The 20762-nt window shown below is 53.0% G+C and carries 23 protein-coding genes; 5 read left to right on the top strand and 18 right to left on the bottom strand.

Annotation, left to right across the window (positions count from 1 at the left end):
• Position 1: 1 nt before the first annotated feature.
• From BN1127_RS21735 to BN1127_RS15670, 11 genes are read right to left on the bottom strand one after another with little or no spacing between them, the layout of a single operon-like run.
• Positions 2 to 811, bottom strand: coding sequence for a CDP-glycerol glycerophosphotransferase family protein (locus BN1127_RS21735; protein WP_082030124.1), 810 nt, complete (start codon positions 809 to 811; stop codon positions 2 to 4).
• Between the two features lie 14 nt (positions 812 to 825).
• Complete coding sequence (locus BN1127_RS21740) at positions 826 to 1929, bottom strand: DegT/DnrJ/EryC1/StrS family aminotransferase (RefSeq protein WP_082030125.1); 1104 nt, start codon at positions 1927 to 1929, stop codon at positions 826 to 828.
• Positions 1926 to 2474, bottom strand: a complete 549-nt coding sequence (locus BN1127_RS21745) for a GNAT family N-acetyltransferase (RefSeq protein ID WP_082030126.1) — start codon at positions 2472 to 2474, stop codon at positions 1926 to 1928. Before BN1127_RS21745 ends, BN1127_RS21740 begins: the two co-directional genes overlap by 4 nt.
• Positions 2461 to 2874: a sugar 3,4-ketoisomerase gene (locus tag BN1127_RS15635; RefSeq protein ID WP_042650029.1), complete on the bottom strand. Its 414-nt coding sequence runs from the start codon at positions 2872 to 2874 to the stop codon at positions 2461 to 2463. Before BN1127_RS15635 ends, BN1127_RS21745 begins: the two co-directional genes overlap by 14 nt.
• Positions 2871 to 4478 carry a glycosyltransferase family 61 protein gene (locus BN1127_RS21750; RefSeq protein ID WP_082030127.1) on the bottom strand — a complete coding sequence of 536 codons (1608 nt, stop codon included), beginning with the start codon at positions 4476 to 4478 and terminating at the stop codon, positions 2871 to 2873. The genes BN1127_RS15635 and BN1127_RS21750 overlap by 4 nt, the downstream gene beginning before the upstream one ends.
• Positions 4479 to 4516: 38 nt before the next feature.
• Positions 4517 to 5713: an acyl-CoA reductase gene (locus BN1127_RS15645; protein ID WP_042650031.1), complete on the bottom strand. Its 1197-nt coding sequence runs from the start codon at positions 5711 to 5713 to the stop codon at positions 4517 to 4519.
• Complete coding sequence (locus tag BN1127_RS15650; protein WP_042650032.1) at positions 5692 to 6747, bottom strand: LuxE/PaaK family acyltransferase; 1056 nt, start codon at positions 6745 to 6747, stop codon at positions 5692 to 5694. The genes BN1127_RS15645 and BN1127_RS15650 overlap by 22 nt, the downstream gene beginning before the upstream one ends.
• Positions 6744 to 8102 (bottom strand): AMP-binding protein, encoded by a 1359-nt coding sequence (locus BN1127_RS15655; RefSeq protein ID WP_082030128.1) that lies wholly within the window; start codon positions 8100 to 8102, stop codon positions 6744 to 6746. The genes BN1127_RS15650 and BN1127_RS15655 overlap by 4 nt, the downstream gene beginning before the upstream one ends.
• On the bottom strand, positions 8099 to 8848 hold the full coding sequence (locus BN1127_RS15660) for an SDR family NAD(P)-dependent oxidoreductase (RefSeq protein ID WP_042650033.1): 750 nt from the start codon (positions 8846 to 8848) through the stop codon (positions 8099 to 8101). The genes BN1127_RS15655 and BN1127_RS15660 overlap by 4 nt, the downstream gene beginning before the upstream one ends.
• Positions 8848 to 9081, bottom strand: a complete 234-nt coding sequence (locus tag BN1127_RS15665) for an acyl carrier protein (protein ID WP_042650034.1) — start codon at positions 9079 to 9081, stop codon at positions 8848 to 8850. Before BN1127_RS15665 ends, BN1127_RS15660 begins: the two co-directional genes overlap by 1 nt.
• Positions 9078 to 9602: a GNAT family N-acetyltransferase gene (locus tag BN1127_RS15670; RefSeq protein WP_042650046.1), complete on the bottom strand. Its 525-nt coding sequence runs from the start codon at positions 9600 to 9602 to the stop codon at positions 9078 to 9080. Before BN1127_RS15670 ends, BN1127_RS15665 begins: the two co-directional genes overlap by 4 nt.
• A gap of 175 nt (positions 9603 to 9777) precedes the next feature.
• Here BN1127_RS15670 and pseF point away from each other — a divergent pair, with 175 nt between their 5' ends.
• The 5 genes from pseF to BN1127_RS15695 are packed head-to-tail and all read left to right on the top strand — an operon-like array spanning position 9778 to position 14296.
• Positions 9778 to 10473 (top strand): pseudaminic acid cytidylyltransferase, encoded by a 696-nt coding sequence (gene pseF / locus BN1127_RS15675; protein WP_042650035.1) that lies wholly within the window; start codon positions 9778 to 9780, stop codon positions 10471 to 10473.
• Positions 10463 to 11719, top strand: coding sequence for a UDP-2,4-diacetamido-2,4,6-trideoxy-beta-L-altropyranose hydrolase (gene pseG, locus BN1127_RS15680; protein ID WP_042650036.1), 1257 nt, complete (start codon positions 10463 to 10465; stop codon positions 11717 to 11719). The genes pseF and pseG overlap by 11 nt, the downstream gene beginning before the upstream one ends.
• 6 nt (positions 11720 to 11725) lie before the next feature.
• Positions 11726 to 12772 carry a pseudaminic acid synthase gene (gene pseI, locus BN1127_RS15685; RefSeq protein ID WP_042650037.1) on the top strand — a complete coding sequence of 349 codons (1047 nt, stop codon included), beginning with the start codon at positions 11726 to 11728 and terminating at the stop codon, positions 12770 to 12772.
• Entirely contained in the window at positions 12765 to 14057 is a 1293-nt protein-coding gene (locus BN1127_RS15690; protein ID WP_042650038.1) for a motility associated factor glycosyltransferase family protein, read from the top strand. The genes pseI and BN1127_RS15690 overlap by 8 nt, the downstream gene beginning before the upstream one ends.
• Positions 14054 to 14296 (top strand): hypothetical protein, encoded by a 243-nt coding sequence (locus BN1127_RS15695; RefSeq protein ID WP_042650039.1) that lies wholly within the window; start codon positions 14054 to 14056, stop codon positions 14294 to 14296. The genes BN1127_RS15690 and BN1127_RS15695 overlap by 4 nt, the downstream gene beginning before the upstream one ends.
• 56 nt (positions 14297 to 14352) lie before the next feature.
• Here BN1127_RS15695 and BN1127_RS15700 read toward each other — a convergent pair whose 3' ends face one another.
• The 7 genes from BN1127_RS15700 to BN1127_RS21755 form a co-directional block, all read right to left on the bottom strand.
• Positions 14353 to 16434: a motility associated factor glycosyltransferase family protein gene (locus BN1127_RS15700; protein WP_042650040.1), complete on the bottom strand. Its 2082-nt coding sequence runs from the start codon at positions 16432 to 16434 to the stop codon at positions 14353 to 14355.
• A gap of 6 nt (positions 16435 to 16440) precedes the next feature.
• Positions 16441 to 16743, bottom strand: a complete 303-nt coding sequence (locus tag BN1127_RS15705; protein ID WP_048824860.1) for a hypothetical protein — start codon at positions 16741 to 16743, stop codon at positions 16441 to 16443.
• Positions 16740 to 17165: a flagellar export chaperone FliS gene (gene fliS / locus BN1127_RS15710; protein ID WP_042650041.1), complete on the bottom strand. Its 426-nt coding sequence runs from the start codon at positions 17163 to 17165 to the stop codon at positions 16740 to 16742. The genes BN1127_RS15705 and fliS overlap by 4 nt, the downstream gene beginning before the upstream one ends.
• A 37-nt stretch (positions 17166 to 17202) precedes the next feature.
• Entirely contained in the window at positions 17203 to 18594 is a 1392-nt protein-coding gene (fliD, locus tag BN1127_RS15715; RefSeq protein WP_042650042.1) for a flagellar filament capping protein FliD, read from the bottom strand.
• A 31-nt stretch (positions 18595 to 18625) separates the two neighbouring features.
• Positions 18626 to 19048: a flagellar protein FlaG gene (locus BN1127_RS15720; protein WP_042650043.1), complete on the bottom strand. Its 423-nt coding sequence runs from the start codon at positions 19046 to 19048 to the stop codon at positions 18626 to 18628.
• 28 nt (positions 19049 to 19076) lie between these two features.
• On the bottom strand, positions 19077 to 19991 hold the full coding sequence (flaB, locus tag BN1127_RS15725) for a flagellin B (protein ID WP_042650044.1): 915 nt from the start codon (positions 19989 to 19991) through the stop codon (positions 19077 to 19079).
• A 630-nt stretch (positions 19992 to 20621) separates the two neighbouring features.
• The coding region (locus tag BN1127_RS21755) for a flagellin (RefSeq protein WP_269425373.1) at positions 20622 to 20762 on the bottom strand (141 nt) is incomplete at its 5' end.

Genomic DNA, 20762 nt, shown 5'->3' on the forward strand with positions numbered 1-20762 from the left:
ATCATGGGTAATCAGGTAAATTTTTATCCAGATAGATAGCACCAAAAGGTGTTCCACCATAGTCGCAAACAATAAAATCAGCACATCGAAACAGCGCAAGATTATCATAAACATGGGTGATGACGGCAGTAAAGGAATATTGCCTGAGAGCTTGTAAGACATCAGGCTCATTTTTAGCCGATAGAGGATGAGTTTTAACGATCACATTGTATTGATCACACAAGGCCGACATGGCATCCGCAAATAGAGGTAACGACGAAAGCTCAAGCCAGGTGGGCAACCAGAGTACCGTTTTTTTATCTGGATCCAGCCCCAGATCCGCTGGACAGACGTTCTGGAGATCCGGCTGAAGAAAATAATCATCATAACGTGGATAACCCATCTTAAATGTAACAGCGGAACAACATTTCTTCATACGCTCCGCCTGCCAAGGACCAAAACAAAGAATCAGATCATAATGCGAATTCCAGCTGGAAAAATTATGTTTTGCCTTACCAAGAGCATACATGAAGCGAACTTGGTATCGTCCCAATGCATGAATGAGTGGTTGTCTACCGTGATCAAACATACTGTGATTCGAGACCACTATGTCGTAGTAATGGCCCGACTTAAGCACGTAACCACTATTATGGCACGTATAGCCCATCCACCCAATAAAGGCACGACTTTCGGCCATTTCACTTGCGGTTCCATGCAATACCACATCAAACCCATCCTGGCCCAATATACGCCACACGGACTGGTAGTGATTACACATTTCTGCGGTATGAACAAAGAAAGCTAATTTCCTGAATGCTTGGTTTATCGCCATTTTGCTGCCTGCTTTTATATCGAAAACTGATTAATTATTTTTATAATGTATTCTTGCGACTCGTGACTCAGCGTCGGATAAAGCGGCAAAGACAAGATTGACTCATGGGCTCCGCCATTTACTTCCGAATTGATAACTTTCAGATTTGAATAAGGTTTATGGTAATCAACAGGATATGGGTAATGTATCATAGTCTGAATATCGTGAACGGCCAGATATTCCTGAAGTTTGTCACGAAATGAACAACGGATGACAAACAAGTGCCAAACGTGACCGAACCGGTAATTCACTTGCGGTAATATAATCAATGGATTGTTAATCTGAGTTAAATAGCGTTCAGCAATATCTCGTCTTTGCTGTGTATCGGCATCCAGATACACAAGTTTTACACTGAGCACTGCTGCCTGAATTTCATCGAGCCGGCTATTCACGCCAATATAGTCATGATGATATTTAACACTCGAGCCATAATTGCGCAGCATAAATAGCATATTGGCCAGAACAGTATCATTGGTCGTGATACAACCGGCATCACCGAGAGCCCCCAGATTTTTACCTGGATAGAAACTGAAAGCAGCAGCGTCTCCCCAAGCACCCGCCTTGATACCGTTTACCTCAGCACCATGAGCTTGAGCACAATCTTCTAATACAAGCCATTGATATTCTTTAGCTAATGCCATAATTTCTGGCATCGGTGCTAACTGGCCGTACAAATGCACAGGAATAACCACGCGCGTTCGAGGTGATCTGGCCTGCACCAACAATCGTGGATCTAAATTGAATGTTCGAGGATCAACATCGACTAATATTGGAACTAAACCACTTTCAACAATCGCTGAGACGGTAGCAATAAACGTGTTACGTTGAACAATAACCTCATCACCGGGCTGCAACTTTCCCAGTTCTTTCCAAGCACGAAGCACCAAAGACAACGCATCACAGCCATTGCCAACACCGATAGCTGATTGGACTCCATTATAATGAGCAAAATCAGATTCAAATTGAGTTAGCTCTTTTCCCGCAATATACCAACCTGAGTCAATAACTCGTGCACATGCTGATTTTAATTCATCAGCATATTTATTATTTACAGAACCAACATCTAAAAATTTTATCATAATGACGGACTCAGATACCGACCAAATTTCTGCAACAAAACCTGATGATTATCTCGATTAAATACAAAGAATACATCTTGTTCGTCACGGTGAGTTTCCATGGCTCCCGTTTTTAAATGGAAGCGAATGACATGCTGATTTTCAAGACGAACATCGAAATGCGATTGTGCAAATGCCAATAGATATAATCCGACATGATAAACCAATAAAGTACTTTCAATTGCCGCTGTCGATGTCTTGTGTTCATTCAAGATCCAACTGCCCCAACAGAAAGAATTAATATCTGGTCTGAAATCATATAGCCGTACAGTTCCGATCGGTACGCCATCAATACGCTCGATAATGAAATAATACTCTTTACCATCCAGCTCGCGCTGCTTGTAATTCTCGAGCCAGAGTCTCTGTTCTATCTCTCCCCCCTGAGTTTGCGACAAGTGCTGATTATATCTTTCATTCGAACGTAATGAGTGAATGAAAGCAGCATCTGCGGGCATTGCTAATCGAAAGCGAATCGTTTGTGCACTCAGGGAATCAAGAAGAAGCATAATAACCTCCAACTAATTGCAGAAATTCTTCATAACTGCGAATATAATCGACTTCCTCATAGCGTTTATCGGCAATAACAAGCAATACACAATCTTCAGAAAAATTGTACATTTCTCTCCAGATAAACGAGTCGATATATAATCCCTGACCAGGATTATCCATCAGAATATCAATTCGTTCCTTACCATCATCAAGAACAAAACGGCAAGAGCCACTAATAACGATAGCAATTTGCTTCAACTTTTTGTGGGCATGAAAGCCACGACGAACACCTTCTTTAGTATTAAATATGTAATAAATACGCTGAATTTCGAATGGAATATTTTTTTCCTGTTCAAGAGAAATCAATGAACCACGATCGTCACCATGTGTCTGAAACTGAATAAAATTAATCTTCATACAGCCCCCTCATAATTCAACTCTATATTTGCCTGATTACAATTCTCTTCGGGCAGATTATTTTTTACCCAGCTAACAATCCGATTAGGATCCATAGTGTAGGATGCATAATAAATTTCCCGTGTATTTGATGTTCTGACTTCATAACTCAAATAATTCAAATCGATATCCAGCACATAGGCTATATTTGAAAAACAGGAAAGGTCTCCCGCATCCCTAGCCATCCAACATAAAGCTTTAGTTCCTGGCGAGGCAAAAATTATATTTGTCCAAGCAGCGCCTGTTGGCCCAACAATAATTTCAGCTTGAGCCATCAAGGAAACTTGCTCACAAAAGCTAAGATCTTCCATATAAACAAAAGTAAAGCCGAATACCGACAGCGCGTCCATTATTTCATTTTGGTTATAATGGCGAATAAAGCCTTTTCTGGCGAAAAAAATACGTTTGGGAAGCGGAGCGCTTGCTGAAGAAAGACAAGCCTGAAATGCTACATGGCGTAGATAATCAATGGACTCCTTTCTAACATAAGAGTTAACCACATTACTCCAAGTCGTATCTTTAAGATTAGCAACCAGATTATTAGGAGGAGTAATCAATAATAAATCTTCGACCCGATAGGATGTGATATTATTTAAATAAATAAATCTGCGACTTATTTTTGCTGCATCAATAAAAGTCTTGATAGACGAGATTTTTTGGCTAGAGACAGAAATAAGAATTGGATAACCATTATATTCATCAGGCATCTCCTCAATAAACTGAAGCTGACTCAATATTTCCAGCATCCAATGATAATAATTGGTTTCACTGCCGCCACTAATGAGAATCCCTTTATCAATATATTCTGGTTGATCTTGTCTGACCAATGCCAGCTTTTCCCCATGGTAGAGAAGGTGAGCACAGCTATAGTCGGCATTGTTTGTAACAGCCGGTATGACACGCTCAATTAAAAGTCTATTTCCAGGCAAGATGACAGAGCGAGAAACAGAACAGACTTGACCATCGTGGATACGATAAAGAGCCACTTCCGGCAATACAATATCAGCGATTATTTTTGGACGATCGAGATAGGCAGGTCCCCTAACCACAGCAGGTATTGCCTCGCGGAAAATATGAATCCGAAAATCACTTTGTGTATCCAGCCAGCTGAATGGCATCATTTTCGTATTACTAGAACCACGAATGCGACCATAGAACAGATTAAATAATAGCGTGGAAATCCATCCTGACTTTCGGCACATGATTAAATAGCAACGCTGATCAATTAATTTTTTTAGTCGATACCACCAAGAAGTATTTATCAAGTGATTGGGTTGAAATACCTCTATCCTTTCTGCATCCACTTCAAGTTGTTTTATTAACTGGGCATGGATTTCGACATAGTAATCACTGGCGATGATTATCTTATCAAATGACAAGCTCCCCAGTGATTGCGGTGCATATATCGATTGACCAAATAATTTATGTCCATGCTTCTGCTTGTTATTATCAAGAAACCCAACAATCTGATAACGGCTACGGTTGTTCTGGTAGAAGTTCATTCCGCCAGATCCGGTACCAAAGATCAGAACTTGCTCTTTTTTCTTACCAAAAAATGTTATCATTTATCCCCTGTCTCGTATCCAGTAGTGTCCATCCGGCGTTACACCCGGACACAACGACTATAAGCGTTCAATAGATCCTGCCCATCCCAGAACCAGTCAAAGGCCAGTGCCTGCCCAGGCGCAACCACCCTGTCAATTCGAGTAGCGGGATATTGACGCCCGAGTTCATGCACTCGCGCCGGAGCAATACCGACACACACACAGGTCTGTATGTTCTCACCGCGGCTCAACCACAATGCCAGAGCCTGTTCGGCGGTATCGGCCAGTACATTCAGCTCCAGTAACACTCCCCCTCCAACCGTCAGTGCACCCTCCTCATGGGTCCGGCGCAGCAAGGTCAATCCCTTCTGCATTCGACAAACACTGGCCGCTCCCTGCGCTACCGCAAGCTGACAGTTGACCAGACGGGTCATACCCCAAGACGGTTCGGCCAAGAAGGGCTCAGCCAGCGCCAGGTATACCCGTTCGCGTAATGCAGTGGGTATCTCACCCAGCCACACCAAGGTGGTTGGCGATGCACAGGCTTGTTGATTGAACTGGCTTATATCCTGCGCCAGTCGCGAGCAGGTCATAGCCAGCTCAACCTCCGACAGCAAAGCCAATCCCTCGCCAGACAGTAGAGCCAGGGAACGACGATCGGGGAACACCAGCTCCCGCGCCTGCGGAGCCAGGGCTATTGCACGGATCTGCTGCACAGTCCGATCACCGCCCCAGATCACCCGCAGTTGACACAGCGCCGAGAAGCGGGCCGTCAAATGGTCATCATGGGCATAGCGAATAAACCGCACCCGGGACACGATGGCCTGCCAATCAGGCTCCGCCAACAAATCGGCACACACCGCCAGCAACTGCTGTTGAACCGGATCCTGCCGTTGTGACAAGCGAAGGATGCTGCTGTTGCCCATGAAAAGCGCCATCAACCACGAGAAGATCGCCAAGGTCGGTACATTGGAGGGGACGAGGTGAAAGCTCAGACCTAACGGCATGGCCGAGCCGTAAGCCGCCAGATGGCTTCGCACCGCCGTCGGCCGCAGCCAGAAACCTAATGCAACCAGATCCGGCCACAGGTTTCCCTGCGCCATCAGACGCCTAGACAGCACCGACACAAAGTCCAGCACCACTGCGCTACTCGCCGGCAATGGCGCGGACTCAAAGCCTCGCCAGTCACAGGCAGGCATGACAAATTCGATGCCATCACGCGGCAGCGCATCCGCTATTGAAAGGTGTCGCTGCATCCGCGCACCTCCGCTCCACTCTGGCGGCCCAGCACCGTAAAATAACGACCGCGACGGCCGCAGGGGCAATCATCCTCACCCAGCAACACACCAAGATCCTCGGTCAGCAGACTGTGTCCTGGGTAGCTCTGCGGGATCGCCGATACAACTTGCAACAATCCGCGTTGTCCCTGCGAGAGCGGCAATAGACTCACCGGATCCCGCACCAGCACATCGGCAAACACCGGGGCATGCAGATGACCGGCTTTACACTCGACAAACACCGACCCCACCTGCTCCACCATGCCATAGAAGTTGTGTACCCGACTCAGCCCCAACTGTTCATGGCAGCGCAGCTTGAAGGCCGGATTATCCACCGCGAGGTGTTGCAGCTTCTTCCAACCACCGCTGTGAAAAAGCGTGCCCTGCGTCAACGGCAGTTCCAGACCGCGTTCACGCAGCGGCTCCAACAAACATTGCCATACCATGAAGGTAAAGCCGAACAACAGGACTGGCTGGCCCGCATATTTGTCACAAAACGCCTCGATGACCGGCCAGTTGGGCCGCATCTGCTCATCAAGGGCATAGGTATGGTCACGGCCAAGGAAGGAGAGCCCCAGCGCACCGGCGCCGCGGGCTGAAAAACCGCTGCGGTTTTGAATTAGAGCGGGTTGCTCCACCAGCAGCATGGGCAGCCGTTGCTTGCCGACGAACTCTTGCAGGATCTTCACCAACACCTTGCTCTGCAAGGCGGCAGTATCCCGATCGAGCACGATGCGTGACGGCGTCCCCGTGGTGCCAGAGGAGGTGAGCACCTTGAATACTTCTTCTTGCGGTACACTCTGCCACTGGGCCAATTTGAACAAGCGGGCGGCCAGATAGGGGAGCTCTTGGTACGTCGAGGCCTGACCCCAGCTAAATGCAGACAGAATATTGGCAAATGCTGGGCACCCCTGCGCATGGAGCTGTGTCAATTCATTTAGGCGAGCAAGGAGCAGCCCACTTTTTTCCTGTTGGGGCAGCCCAAAAACCGGCGCATCAAACAGTGTGTTCATACCTGCTCCAGTTGTGTTAACAAAGCCGGATAATCAATTTTCATATTGCTGCGTCGTGGTAAATGATGCCGATAGATGCGTACGCTTGATGGCGGCACCATCAGCCAGCGGGCCAGCTCCAGCTGTAGTGCATCACTGGAGCCCCCGTCTGCCTCGATGGCTACCAACAGGCGATCATCGCGGCCGGTCGCGGCGCAGGAATAGCCCCTCGCCTGCAACCAGGCTTCCACTTCAGCCAAGCTCACTCGTTTGCCAAACAGCTTCAGGAAACGGTTGAGCCGCCCGGTCAGATAGAATCGACCCGCCTCATCACAACGAGCCAGATCGCCGGTAAAGAGCACATCCATATCACGCCCCCGAGTCAGATCTTCAGGGCGTTCGGCATAGCCAAACATCACATTTGGCCCTTCGTAGACCAACTCCCCCACCCCGTCGGGAAAGCCGGGCTCATGACGCAGAGAGAGGCGCCCGCCCGGTACGGCACGGCCGATGGCATCCGGGACAATCATCACTTCCTCGTGTGCCAACCAGGCGATGCGCGGTGCGGCTTCTGTCTGGCCATACATCACGAAAAAACGGCGCCCCAGCGCAGATGCCTGCTCGGCAAACTGTTTTGCCAGTGCCGGCTCAAGCCGTCCTCCTGCCTGGGTCAGTGTCACCAGGCTTGGATAACGCGCCCAGTCAAAACGCAAGCGGTTTAGCATCTGAAAGGTAAACGGCACCCCCGCCACGCTGGTGACCTGATGGCGATTTACCTCATCCCAAAATTGGCGCTCAAGGGGACTAGCTGTGCATGAAACCAGAGAGGCTCCAGCCAAAAGATGGCTGTTAAGCACCGACATACCGAAGGAGTAAAAAAGTGGTAACGAGGTGATGGCTCGCTCATCCCCGTTCAGCGCCAAATATTCGGCGATGGCCGCGGCATTGGCATCAAGATTGGCTCGCGACAATCGCACCCATTTGCAGGACCCTGTACTGCCCGATGTCGGCAGCAGCATGGCCAGCTCAGGGTGAAGTGAAGGCACATCGCCAAGATGCTCCACTGCCCCATCTTCCAATACCCGCAAACTGACACCAAAGCGCTGGCACTGTTCACGATGCAACTGCACATCCTGTGCAGGATCGGCCAGCATGATGGCATGGCCATCACGCAGGGCCAGCAAGTAGTGCAACAGATGTCGGGTGGACGTCACAAATGGCAGGTAGACCAAATGTCGACCGGCAGGATAGGTAGTGGCCAACTGCGCCACACGCCGTGCCAGTTCATTATAACTGAGCCACCCCTCTTGCTGGTCTCGCCAGGCGGGCTCGTCATTGCCTTCAACCAGATGCGTCAGCAAATCAGGCTGGTTCAAATCACCATCCCCCCATCGACCCCGATCACCTGACCGGTCACATAGCTCGACAAGTCGGATGCGAGAAACAGGGCCACCTTGGCCACTTCATCTGGCGTGCCAATCCGTCCCATGGCGATGCTGGCCACCCGCTCGGTAAACTTCTCTTCCGGGATGGCGTGCGCCATATCGGTATCGATAAAACCGGGGGCAATGGCATTAACACGGATCTGGCTGGCGGCCAGCTCCTTGGCCAATGACTGGGTGATTCCGATCACCGCCGCCTTGCTGCCGGCATAGCTGCTGAGCCCCACCGCCCCAACTTGCCCCATCAAGGAGGCGAGATTGATGATACTGCCGCCATCGCTGCGTTGCATCATGCGCGCAGCATACTGGCTGCAGTAGATCACGCTAAAGGTATTGTTGCTGAACGTCTTTTGCAGATGGGTTTGGTTCGCCATCCCCAATAACGCCTCTTCCAGCATGCCGGCATTGTTGACCAGCACATCCAGCGCTCTGGTCTGGGCAAACAGCTGCTGAAAGGCTTGCTTGACCGCCACCGGCTCAGTTACATCAAAACAAAGGGGCTGGCAGGGCACGCCGAACTCGGAACATAGCGCGGCCGCCAGCTGGCTCATCGCCACCTCATCACGGCCCCCCAGCCATAGTTCTGCCCCCTGAGAGGCAAACTGGCGGGCGATGGCAAGGCCGATGCCACGCCCGGCACCGGTGATCAACACCCGCTTGCCCTGCAACAGCCCCTGCATCAGAGAGAGACTCCGTATTTGGCCAGGATCTCTCGCGCCTTGCCGACCGAACTCATGTCGATAATGTCATCGGTATCGAGCAACACGCCGTAGTGATCTTCCAACTGGGCAATCAGCCCCATATGGGCTACGGAATCCCACTGCGGGATACTGTTGTAAGCCAGCCCATCGCTGACGCCGCCGATATCAATACCCAAAGCCTCGGCAAAAACCTGTTCCAATGCCATTGTCATCTGAAAAATCTCCGTAGCCGCTCACGGGCGGCATAGTAATCAGCAGGTAGCAGTTCCAATGCGAAAAATCCGTTCTCTTGCCCTATCTGGCGATAACCCAGTTGTTCATTCAAGCGCAAGGCCGAGCTATTGCTCTCCCGAACCAACGTTCGGATACAACCTATATTCAACCTATCAAAGCCCTGATCAAGCTGGGATAAGGCGGCAGCAACGGCCAGCATGGGATGCCGCACGGTTGAGTTGCCCAGATAGAGTCCCGCATCGGCGATTGCCTGACCCTGCAGCTCACCCTGGTACTCACCTTTAAGATTGACGTAGCCAGTGCGCACGCCCTTGCACCAGAGCACCCAGTGCTGCTGCTCCCGGCGTTCACGGGTGACGGTGAACCATTGGCGCTGTTGCCGTGGCGAAATGCGCGTCTGGGATACCATCTGCATTCGCACCTCATCCTGATTGCGCCAACGTCGCAAAGCGGGAAGATCCCACAGCTCTATCGGGCGTAGCTCAACGCCATAACTCATCTTCACGCCATCCAGTTTCCATGACCTGCCTCTCTTATCGACCAAACTGCTGTCATTCCGTAGCAAAAATCGATAATACAAACAGAAAAACCAGTATAATATCAAAAATAATCAAAGAGTTGTCATCGATTACTCTGGCTTTGGCCAGTCATTAATCCAGCAGAGAGAGCCCATCATGGCCATCGCCATTATCCCGGCCCGGGGTGGCAGCAAACGCATTCCACGCAAGAATATCCGCCCCTTCTGTGGTAAGCCCATGCTCGCCTATGCTATCCAGGCGGCGCAAAAATCGGGCTGTTTCAGCAAGGTGGTGGTCTCCACCGATGATGACGAGATTGCCGAAGTCGCTCGTCAACTGGGCGCGGAAGTGCCATTTCTGCGGCCAGCCAACCTCGCCGATGATCACACAGGTACCACCCCTGTGGTGATCGACACGATTGCGCGACTCGACAAACTCAGAATCCAGGCCCAACACTACTGCTGCATCTATGCAACGGTCCCGCTTATCCAGGCCGATGACCTGAAGGCCGCCTATCAGCGGCTGATCGCAAGCCAGGCTCCCTTCGTCTATACGGTGGCAGAATTTGGCTTTCCCATCCAGCGCGCAGTCCGGATGGACGAGCGGGACCGGGTCACCCCCTTCTGGCCGGAACAGATGGCCAAACGCTCCCAGGATCTGGAACCTGCCTATCAGGATGCTGGCCAGTTCTATTGGGGGACGCAGGACGCCTGGTTGGGTGGGATCAGCCCCATCGGTGGAGAGGGGATCGGTCATATTCTGCCAAGACACAGAGTGGTCGATATCGATACGCCGGAAGATTGGCATCTGGCCGAACTACTCTATCAAGTGTTGGCCCAAAATGGCGTTTAAGGTTGCCTTCCGGCTTGATGCCAGCGCCGAGATCGGCCTGGGCCATCTGATGCGCTGTCTGGCCATCGCCGACCGGCTGAAAACGGCTGGCGCCGAGTGCCACTTTCTCTGTCATCAACTACCGATTCACCTGTTACCTCTGCTGCAGTTCCACCAGCATCACCTCCTTTGTGCTCTGGATGATCCAGGCCCCTTGTCCACCTTGCGCCCAGAGTGGCTGGTGTGTGATCACTACCAGATGGATCGGCAGATCGAACAGAAACTGGCCATGCTCTGTGGTCAGTCGCTGATCATCGACGATCTGGCCGATCGCCCTCATCACGGTCAGCTGCTGCTGGATCAGGGGCCACTGCGCAGCGCCGCCGATTACCAGTTGCTCACCCCTAGCGACTGTCGGCTGCTATTGGGCACCGACTATGCCCTGCTGCGCCCCGCTTATCGCAAGCTTGCACGCCAAGAGGTCAGCCGGTGGCAACGTGGCCTCATCTGCTTTGGCGGTGCCGATCCGGCAGGGGCCTGCCTCACGACCCTCAACACGCTGACCCGACTACCCTGGGCTCATACCATTCGCTGGACGCTGGTCGCCGGAGGTGCAAATCCCTTCTGGCACGAGCTGCAACAACGGGTTGCCGAACTGCCCGCTCTACAGCTCACGCTGCTGCGCCAGAGCGACCAGATGGCACAGCTGATGCAACAACACGACTTTGCCATCGGTGCGGCGGGCGGCATGACCTGGGAGCGAGCCTGCCTTGGCCTGCCGACACTGGCTGTCCCCATCGTCGACAATCAGCAGTTCAACGACGACGTGATCGCCCGCTTCCAGTTGGCAGAACAACTCACGCTGAGCGAGCTGGCTGAACCTGAGCGGCTGATGCAGGCCCTGCAACGCCTTGAATGGCAGGCTGATGACTATCGCCGACGTGGTCAAGGGCTGGTGGATGGACTGGGGCTGGATCGCCTCACTGCCTGGCTGCTGCCACAATCCGATTATCAACTGATACCAGATGGCCAGCAGTGGCAGTTACTCCATGAGAACAAGCCACTGCTCACCTTGACCCTCAGCGGTCAACAATTGATATGGCAAGCCCGGCAATGCGTTGCCCCCGAGGCTTGGCAAGAGCTGGCACATTGCTTGCTTAACGTATTCTCCCAATTACCCCTCTATCTTGCCGCGCCGCCGCAAATAGCGCCCCCGGCCCCCTGGCAACAGGCGCCGCAAGGCTGGCAACTTGGCACAGGAACCTGACGAAAGATGCAGATCGCTCATCGCCCTATCAACCAGGAACAGGCCCCCTATGTGATTGCCGAACTGTCGGCCAACCACAATGGCAATCTGGACCGCGCCCTGGCTATCATGACCGCCGCCAAAGCAGCGGGCGCCGGCGCCATCAAGCTGCAAACCTACCGCCCTGATACCATCACCCTCAAAAGTGATCGACCGGAATTTCAGATCCACGGCGGTTTGTGGGATGGCCACAGCCTCTATGACCTTTATGAGTGGGCACACACCCCGTGGGAGTGGCACCAGGCGCTGTTTGCCAAGGGGCGCGAGCTGGGGCTGACGGTATTTAGCAGCCCGTTCGATTTCAGTGCGGTGGACTTGCTGGAATCCCTCGACTGCCCGGCCTACAAGATCGCCTCCTTCGAGTTGGTGGATCTTCCCCTCATTCGCTACGCCGCACAGGCTGGCAAGCCGCTGGTCATGTCCACCGGCATGGCCAAGGAGGCCGAGATCACCGCCGCAGTCGAGATGGCGCTCAAGCATGGCAACGGCCAGCTGGCGTTGCTGCACTGTGTCAGCGGCTACCCAGCACCCGCCGCCGAATACAACCTGCGTACCATCCCCATGCTGCGCCAGCGTTTTGGCGTTGAAGTCGGGCTCTCCGATCACACCCTCGGCTCAGCCACCGCCATTGCGGCTACCGCGCTCAGTGCAACCCTCATCGAGAAGCACTTCACCTTGGCTCGCGCCGATGGGGGGCCGGATTGCGCCTTCTCCATGGAGCCCGCCGAACTATCCGAGCTGATTACCTCGGTCAATACAGCCCATGCAGCGCTCGGGGTAGCCGACTACCAGCTTACCGAAAGCGAACAGGGCAACCGCGCATTTCGCCGCTCCCTCTATCTGGTCAGGGATATAGCAGCAGGAGAGGCGCTCACCGCAGAGCATATAAAATCCGTGCGCCCTGCCCTCGGCCTGCCCCCCGCCGATTACGATCGGCTCATCGGCAAGCGGGTCAGCCGCGATCTGAGCGCCAATCAGCCTCTCAACTGGGAGTGGATTGCACCAGATGAATGAAGAGCTGCTACGCCACCATCTGGCAATAATCGAACAACGTTGGCCACGGCTTGCTGCCCACCTCGCGGTGGCACAGCTGGGCGATCTACAGGTTGAATTGTGTGAAGGTATCAGCAGCACACTGCTGGTCAATGGCATCCAGCTCACCAGCCGCCATGACCGGGTAGCCGAGGCAGAACTTCAAGCGGCAACCCTTCCCGATGTGCCCGTGCTGCATCTTTATGGCACCGGGCTCGGCGATCTGCAGAAGGTGCTGCTGACTCGCCCCCGGTTAGAAATTCTCCATGTCCATATCATGCACCACAATCTCTTCACTCTGGTGCTGGCCTTGCTCGAGCACGACGAGTGGCTGCAAGACCCCAGGGTCGAGCTGAGTCTCGCAGCCGATGAACAGGAGATTGTCCTCCCCTTCTTCGCCCTCCCCAGCGAGCTAGAGCTGGCCGAAGATGCGGCCTGCCGTATTCGTGGTCGACTGGTGAGCGAAGTAATGGCGGCTTACACCAGGCAACGTTTCGCCCCCGACTTGCCGCGCATTACCGGGCGACTGGCCGAGAATCTGCCACTTGTGGGTGAAGATGGCGATGTTGCCACGCTATTTGGCTCACACCCGGATGCCACCGCACTGGTCATCGCCAGCGGTCCCAGCCTGCAACGCCACCTCCCTCGCCTTGCGGGCTTGTTGCAACAACATCCCGAGTGGAAGGTGCTGTGTGTCGATACCGCACTCACTCCCCTGCGACAATATGGCATCAGTGTGGATGTGGTCGTTACTATCGACGATGCCCTGACACCGGATCGGCTGGCCAGCCAGGGGCTCGTCTCGGTTCCTTTGGTATATGCCCCCATGGTACCCCATGAGACGCTGGCGAGTTGGCAAGGCCCACGCTTTACCGCCTACTCCATCAGCCCCGTCTATGAGCAGCTTCGTCACACTCATCCCAAAGGGTTGCTCCATCAAGGGGGCAGCGTGATTCACCCTACCGTCGATCTGGCCGTCAAGATGGGCTGTCGCGAGATCATTTTGCTGGGTTGCGACTTCGCCTTCCCAGGCGGGCAGACCCATACCGGTTGGCAGGAGGGCGCTCTGGGGCCTGTCGCCAGCCAGGCACTCAGCTGGACACTCGATGGCCATGGCCAGCGGGTCGGCACCAACCCCAATTTCACCACCTATCAGATAGAGCTGGAGCGCTATATGGTCGCCACCCCCGAGGTTCGGTTCTGGAACAGCAGCCGGGATGGGGCAGCGCTGCTGGGCTGCGACTATCATCCGGAGTTTTTGCCATGAATCTGCAGCAAGAATGCATGGCCCTCGCACAGCGTTTTCGCCTGGGCCACAACGTGGAGAGTGCGCTCGCATTGCCAGGACTCATTGAAGGAGCACTGACCAGGCTCCCCGTAACCCGCCACCCGCAGGTAGCCCGCATCGTCACCGCCATGCTGGCCTGTCAGGAGCACCACGACTGGCTGGGGCTGGCCGACTGGCTGGAGGGTGAACTGGTGAGCCTGCTCGCGTCAGAGAACTAAAGTAGGAAGGAGATCAGGGACGCCGCAAACGAAGTGATTGCGGCAACCCTGCCGGCTTACTTGAACACGTTGAGACCAATAAAGTAGGCAGTGTCGTGCCGCTGCAGAGCATCGGCATAGAGTTGCTGTGCATCGGTGAAGAATTGATCCAGGATGTCGATAGCGGCATCAAGTTTCTCGGCAAGAGCAGCCTCCTCCCCCCCAGCCTGCGCCATCATCAGGCTAATGATGTTGGCGTAAAAATAGTTCATCGAGCCGATCAAGACTCTGTAGAGGTGACTCTGCGGGCTCATCAGCAGATAGAGTAGATAATCGTGGTGACGCTGCATCATGAGCTGTACGGCATTGTGCTCACGGGGCACTTCTCTCCAATCAAGGCGAATTTTCTCCACCATGTCGTGGAAGAATGGTGCATTGATAGCCGCCTGAAAATCGATGCTGGTCACATCAAACGGCTGGAAGCAGGACGCCATTATCTCATCCATCACTGTTCGCTTGTCGATGACAGGCCAATTCGCCAGCAAAGAATCGACACGGCGAGGCAGGGCTCCTTCGATATAAGCACCATCGCTACTATTGGTGCACAACAGTTCAGGGTAATTGCTCAGCACCTGTTCCATGTTATGGATGGAGAGGCCGAATAGATGGTTGATGCGCACCTCACCGCCGAAATTACCTGGTGCCGGGAAGGTGTCACTGAGATCTTGCTGGTATTTCGCTTCCTGTTTTTCGTTGTAATAGAGGCTCAATGTTGAATGATGTTTGTCGGCAGATTTATAGCCATTATCGATGCCGAAAAGATACGCCTCTTTGAACCCAAGCAAGGCTGCATAATTAAGACCGGTATTACCGACAAAGGGGTTCGAATATTCGATGGACTCGTACTCGAACGCTTCGCCGAAATGACTGGTCAATAGCTTGTACATGGGCTCATTGGGCTTGAAGGTAATACCCGTCTTACGGAAGAATCCTTTGCATTCAGGATGGATGACATCGACGCTCAGAAACACGCTCTCTTTAAGGAAGTCATCGGCATTCAGGATACGCAGGAAATCCGCCGAGCTCTTGGTGCGCTCGACGGCGACATAGACATCGGGTTTTATCCCTGCTTTATATAGTGCGCTCACCGCCGTACCACAGGCGATAATAATCGCCTGATACTGATGCTGCCTGATGAAATCGATGCTCTGATCGAGCGAAGGGCCATTGCCCACCACAAACACCGGCATGGAAGCCGCCAACCCGGTATCACGCTGACGCTTCAGGAAGGGGGTGCCATCTTGCAGATGAGTGTGGCTGTGAGCCAAGGCATAGACGTTGTCATCGAAAAAACCCCAACCGGTCCTGAGCAAGTAGAACTCGTTTTCGACCTTGTTGATGAGTTTGTCCAGCTTGGGGGAGTGATAGTGACGAAACGAGAAGTAGGCCGCCGACCAGAAGGCCCCCTTGCGATGCAGGGCTTCCATCATATCTGCCGCCAGCAGCTTTTCATCAACCCCGATGAAGAGATGCAGGGTCAGTGCCTCTTGCTCCATGTATTCAAACAAGGAATGCCAATCGAAGCAGAACAGCGATGCGTAAAACATGTCCAGATCAGGCTCGAAGGCAAACAGATTTCTGACCTTGCAACGTTCATAGAGATAACCCAACTGGTAACCCAGCCCTATCCCGTACATCAGCGACAGCGGAATATCCGTGGACAGCGTCTCTTTAAGCGGCAGGCCAGCCTGATTCGATGGCTGTTTAAGCTTGGAGATCTCATTGTTGTATTTGATGTGGATCTGATCGTCGAAATACCACTGCGGGGCAAAATTAATGCACTGCAAGACGCTCTGCTCGATCACCTCGTCGATCTGGGCCTGCGCCTCAGCAAAGGGATCCTCGCCATAGAGCGCTACCTCGGTATCCAGCCACAAGATATTAGGAATGCCATTTTCGTTGCAGAAGAAGCGAAACGCTCGGGTCGGCTGGTAGTGTTCGAAGAAGTCATGGATACCGGGCATATTATGCTTGAAGGTTGCCATGTTCTGCTGGAAGCGCAGCGGCAACACCTGAGACATGGCGGTCTCCTGCTCGTGTTGGCGGCCCAGGCGGGAGAGTTCAGTTTCTACTTCACTAATCTTCTGTTCGATGTTCATCCAGGTTTATCCCGCATTCTGCTTGTACAGCTCTGCCACCCGCCCCGCTTTCGACAGGCCACGCAGCTCGGATTCAGTTTGGTTCTTCTCGTGTTCCACCCGCTCCAACAAGGCTTTGAATTGTTGCAGCAACCGCCGCTGTTCACTGTCCAGTGCAGGCATGGTGTGCGCATCCTGATGATGGAACTGCGCGTACAATCCTGCCAGATAGGTGTCCATCAGAACCTGGATCTCTGCGAAATCTCCGGTGCTCAGGGTTGCGTCAAGACGTTCTCCCAGCAAGTAGAGTCGTGTCAGCTCGCTGGTCACTCGGCCTGTCCCGCTGCTTGCTGGCGCGCGAGGGCCTGGATTCTCTCCTCCACCGGGATGGCATCCCAGCCGCTCTTGATGGTCAGCATCAGTTGGCCCACCTCATCCAGCGGGGCTGTATCCATGCTGCGGCTCGCATCCAGCAGGCGCTGTTTCATGTAGTCGTACAGTGCAAATAGATCTTCCGGCACCTTGCCATAAGAGAGATCCAGCGCATCTTGTAGACCATTGATGAGTGCCATGCATTTGGAAATGGCAACCGACTTGCCTTCAAAATCCTTGCGCTCTATCGCCCCTTTCGACTGGGCAAGGCGTTCGACGCAACCTTGCATCATCAACTGGATGACACGATAGGGATCGGCTACCGCCATCTCGGCTTGCAGGTTTTGAGTGGTATAGGCTTTGATATTCTTGCGATACATGACAACTCCCCTCACTCGGGATCGCGAAAAAGATTAATCAGGATGATGAATTAGAGGTATTGATCAGGCTGAGATAAGATGCCGATTGATTCATCTTGGTAAGCAAGGCATCCAGACCGCCATAACGGGCACGTAGACTGGCCTCATATTTCACTAGTTGGGCAGAGGCATCCGCTTCCTTTTGTGCCAATGTCCGCAGATCCGCATTGAGTGAATCTTCCCGCTGTGCCAACAAACCACCGGTCTTGGAGTAACCCTCAAGCGCCGTCGCCATCTTACCGGCCACCCCATTCTCACCACCGAAGATGGCGACCACCTGTTCGAAGTTTTTATCCAAGGCTTCGTCAAACTTCTCACTGTCCAAGGACAGTACGCCCTTGTTATCCATCTTGACCCCAAGCTGGAAAATGGTGTCAAACACATTGGAATTGCCAGAAGGGGTAATTAAAAGGCTACTCATCTGGTTCGCGACACTACGGGTCACCGAATCACCGGCCAGTGCGCCGCCATCATCCTTGCTTTGACCGGCTACGACGGTATTTCGTTTACCCAGAGCATCTGCCTTGCTCACCAGGCTGTTATAACCATCGATAAAGCTCTTGACCATGGCCTTGATGCCGTCTTTATCGGTCGTAATATCCACCTTGTTGGATTTTTTGCTGCCATCAGTCTCTTTGTCTGATTCGCGTAAAACGGTGACTTTCAGGCCCATGATGGTGCCATCGAAGGTGTTTGTCGGACTGGTCAGTTTATTGCCGTCAACTTCTATTTCAGCGTCACTGGCCACGGGTCCAAATTGCTTCAACGAAGAGGTAAAGTTGGTAAGGCCTGCAGTGCTACCACTTATCTGTAAATCTTTTCCTGTACCACTCACCCCAGAGTCGATCACCATCTTGGACTTGCCATCCGAAGTATTGATGATATTGGCGGTCAGACCGAAGTTGTCACCGTTGTTATTGATCTTCTTGCGCACAGTCTGCAGCGAATCGCCCGCCTTAACGTCCACGGAGAAGGTCTTGTCACCGGCCTTGAAGGTCAGGGTGCCATCTTCGGTGATCAGGGCATCGGTCGAGCTGCCGAAGGTACCTTCAAACTTGCTGGTGGTCGCCAATTTATTGACGGTGATGTTGTACTGACCATTGGAGGCCCCCGCCTTGCTCTCTACCTTGAAGACGGGGTTATCCTTGTCTTGGGTGATATTGACGGCACGCTTGTTGAACGCATCCGTCTTGGCCATGCCTTTGAGTGTGGTGACGTAGGAAGCAATGGCTGATTTCAACTGACCCACCCCGGAGAGGGTGATCTGGGCGTTGGTCTTCTTGGTGGTGATCGGTTGCTGGAGCTGCGCCTTTCTGGCATCCAGGCTGGCCGTGATCACACTCTCTAGGTTGATACCTGACCCGGCCCCTGCCGATGTTATCGTTGCCATTGTCTTGTCTCCTTATTTTGTCGTGAACGGCTCATATCTCACTGTCGAGCAGTAAACCGATTCTGGGGTGGGCCCCCGCGTCCCCCTGGCGCAAGGCCTGGATCCGCTTATTGATCGCGATCAGCTCTTCGCTGGGGATCTGACGGATCATCGACTTGGTCTCTGCATCCATCACCTTGATCACCACCTGGTCCAGCTCCTTCTCCACACTGAAATTGACCGTCCACCCCTGTAGTTGGCCAAACTCTTGCAAATTTTGTACCTGTTTTTCAATGTCTGCTTGGCTCTGTTGCACCGAGCGAGTCAACTCCTTTGACTCCCGTTCTCCCTGGGGCGCAACACCGGCATCTTCCACTGTGCCAGAAAGTAATTGAGCGGCCACTTGGCCGCTCTTGTCACTTCGCTGTACGGAAGAGCCATTGGCAGATGACAGGTTTCCAAGTTCAGTTGTCATCTTATTTCTCCCATCTCAATCCACCTTCTTAACCGAGCAGGGACAGGGCCGACTGCGGCCGCTGGTTGGCCTGCGCCAGGATACTGGAGGCCGCCTGTTGCAGGATATTCTGCTTGGTCATATTGGCGGTTTCGGTCGCAAAGTCAGCATCACGAATACGGGAACGGGCGGCGCTCAGGTTCTCGGAGACGTTGGACTGGTTACGGATGGTGGAGTCAAACCGGTTCTGCACCGCACCTAGATCCGCCCGTTTGCTATCGACCACTTTAATCATGAAATCAAGGTTAGCCATCGCGCTCTGGGCTGCACTTGCCGTTTTTATGTTATTCATGTCTGCCACTTGGACAGGTCCAGATCCAACGCTGACTTTATAACGGTCAGTCCCAGCAGGAATACCAGTACTTGACACCGTGGCTTTGCTTGTCGTCGCCCCTGCAATACCACTAATGGTAAAGGCTGACGTGATCTTGAAGGTGATGGTCTGTCCCGCATCCGCCCCCACTTGGAAAGAGCCTTTGTAACTCTTGTCCAGCAATTTCTGACCACCAAATGTGGTATCGTTCGAGATACGGTCGATCTCGGTCATCAACTGGGTATATTCCCCCTGCAGTGCGGTACGATCATCGGTGTTGTTAGAGCCGTTCGCCGACTGTTGGGCCAGGGTGCGCATCCGCTGCAGCATGGAGCTCACTTCATCCATGGCCCCTTCGGCGGTCTGGGCGACCGAAATACCGTCGTTGGCGTTGCGGTTCCCCTGATCTAGACCATTTACCTGAGAGGTCAGACGGTTGGAGATCTGCAAGCCGGCCGCGTCGTCCTTGGCGCTGTTGATACGCAGACCGGATGCCAGGCGGGTGTAAGAGGTATCCAACGATTTATTGGTGTTCATCAAGTTACGCTGGGCGTTCAATGATGATGTGTTGGTATTGATATACATAGCCATAAAAAATTTCTCCTGATGAACAAGAAACTGCGGGCTCTGCTTGCGTCAGTGCAGCTAGGGTCCCACCGTTCAGATGGACAGATTGAACGGGTCTGTACCATCTGGCGGGCCCTCTGTTTGAACGGACATCGGACCCGCAGTTGCGCAAATGTTGGATTTCCGAACACCCCTCAATTTGCTTCACACTCTGTAGCGGCAGCCCCATCGGAAGCTTTAGGAAATTTATTGCCGCTCTCATCAACAAAGAGGCAAAGCCTCTCCGCCCAAGGTGGGGTAGAGGGGTATGCCGTTGGCAACACGGTGTTTTCCTCGGATACAGAAGGTGCACACAGCAGTGAACACAGGAGCTGGATAGAAGATGGCATGATTCATGCTTTGATTTGTGGGCCGTCGATTTTTCGACGCCCATAAAAAAGGCCGACAATGTCGGCCAAAAAAGAGCTTACGCTCAGGAGAACAACCTCGAGAGTGACAGAGTGAACGATCTGCGCAACACTCGAGGGGCATACCAAATAAGATAATCTCTCTTTCGATAGAACAAGGCGTAAATCCGAACACCCCTTTGTTCCATCTTTCTTACCAGGGCGGCCTGAACAACCGCCCTTTTCTTTTTTTCTAAGATGCTATTGCTTAGCCTTGCAGCAGCGAGAGTGCGGACTGAGGGCGCTGGTTAGCCTGTGACAATATGGTGGATGCCGCCTGTTGCAGGATATTCTGCTTGGTCATATTGGCAGTTTCGACTGCAAAATCCCAGGGCGAGATCGTGAACAT

It is taken from the genome of Aeromonas media, from assembly GCF_000819985.1.
Lineage (GTDB): Bacteria > Pseudomonadota > Gammaproteobacteria > Enterobacterales > Aeromonadaceae > Aeromonas > Aeromonas media.